We start from the raw sequence: 1,268 nt of genomic DNA on the forward strand, positions 1-1,268 counted from the left end.
ATTTGAACTACTCCATAGGTGACATTTTCACTAAAGGTTTGTTTAGTTAGCATCTATTATGATATTAGAGCTTTATCAAGATGCTCTAGTGAGGAGATAATTGTTTCAACAGCATGAGTGTCAAATTCAGCACGATCCTTTTCATCATGTGTGCCTTTATTAAGGTAGCGCCATTCTCGTGACTCACCATTTATACCTAATAGAGTATTAAGAGGGCTTAAAATGGCAGCTTTTTTGAGATCTCCAAAAGTATCTTTGTCAATCTTGCTTTTCAGTTGTTCAGTAAGATTACGAAGTTCTATTGGAGCTTTAGCTGAGCGCAATTTGAGAGATAAATTTCCATCGCCATGTTTATTAACATATTTCCAGACTCTTTCTAGAGTAAGTGATTCCAAAGCTTGACGAGATTTTGATAATGCATCTCTTACTTCATTACGATTAATGTGAGTGCGAGCTGCTATAATGTAGTTTCTTGGAGAGCAATTAAAATTAACACGGATATGTGATTTGTCTCTACGCGGCAAAAATGTTAGGAGTTTACTTTGATTTACAGTTTGAACAGGTAGCTGATTACAAATATCTTTAAAAAACTCTTCACCATGGCATGTTAGAATCACCTGCTTTGTAGCAAAATAAGGGTCTTCGAAAAGGGTTCTACGAATTGATTCACGATGCTCATCATCTATTGCATTTACCGGGTCGTCAAATATCAGTATAGGGGCATTTTCTTTTAGATTTTTTGATAATAAAATTGCCAGACCAAGACAACGTATATGTCCTTCACTGAGAATGTGCAGGGCATCGTAATATTTGGTTGGGGCATTTTGAAAAGCAATTTCCAATCGTTGATTTTGTGTTAGTGGTAGCTTGACATGTGCCAAGAGTTCATTAGTTGAATCATTTCGATTGAAAGCATTATAAATTTTGGTGACTGTTTCACCAAGGTCAGCAACAAGCTTCTCTGGGAGTTTATTGCAATACTCATCCAATTTGTTTACGAACTGAGTATATGCGGAGCTAATGGCTTGATTATCAATAATCACTATTTTTTCCGCATCGACATTAGCAATAAGCTGAGCGTTATCAATCTCGAAATTTTTTACTAATTGTTGGGCTGATGTGATCGCATTAACGGAAGTTTGCCTCCGTGTTTTCAGTATCGTTATTTGACGAGAAATTTCTCTAAGTTGATTCAGTTTATGTTGATTATCTTTTCTAATTAGTTCAGCCTTGTCGACCTCATTCTCTTTAATTTCGAGTTGCAGCAC

Annotated in this window: 1 protein-coding gene; it reads right to left on the reverse strand. The window is 36.0% G+C overall.

Annotated features, from left to right (window positions below):
* Window positions 1-56 precede the first annotated feature (56 nt).
* A partial coding sequence (locus ACQY7T_RS12720) for a hypothetical protein (RefSeq protein WP_428413889.1) occupies window positions 57-1,268 on the reverse strand: 1,212 nt, incomplete at its 5' end.

Source organism: Legionella sp. (genome assembly GCF_965140895.1).
Lineage (GTDB): Bacteria > Pseudomonadota > Gammaproteobacteria > Legionellales > Legionellaceae > Legionella.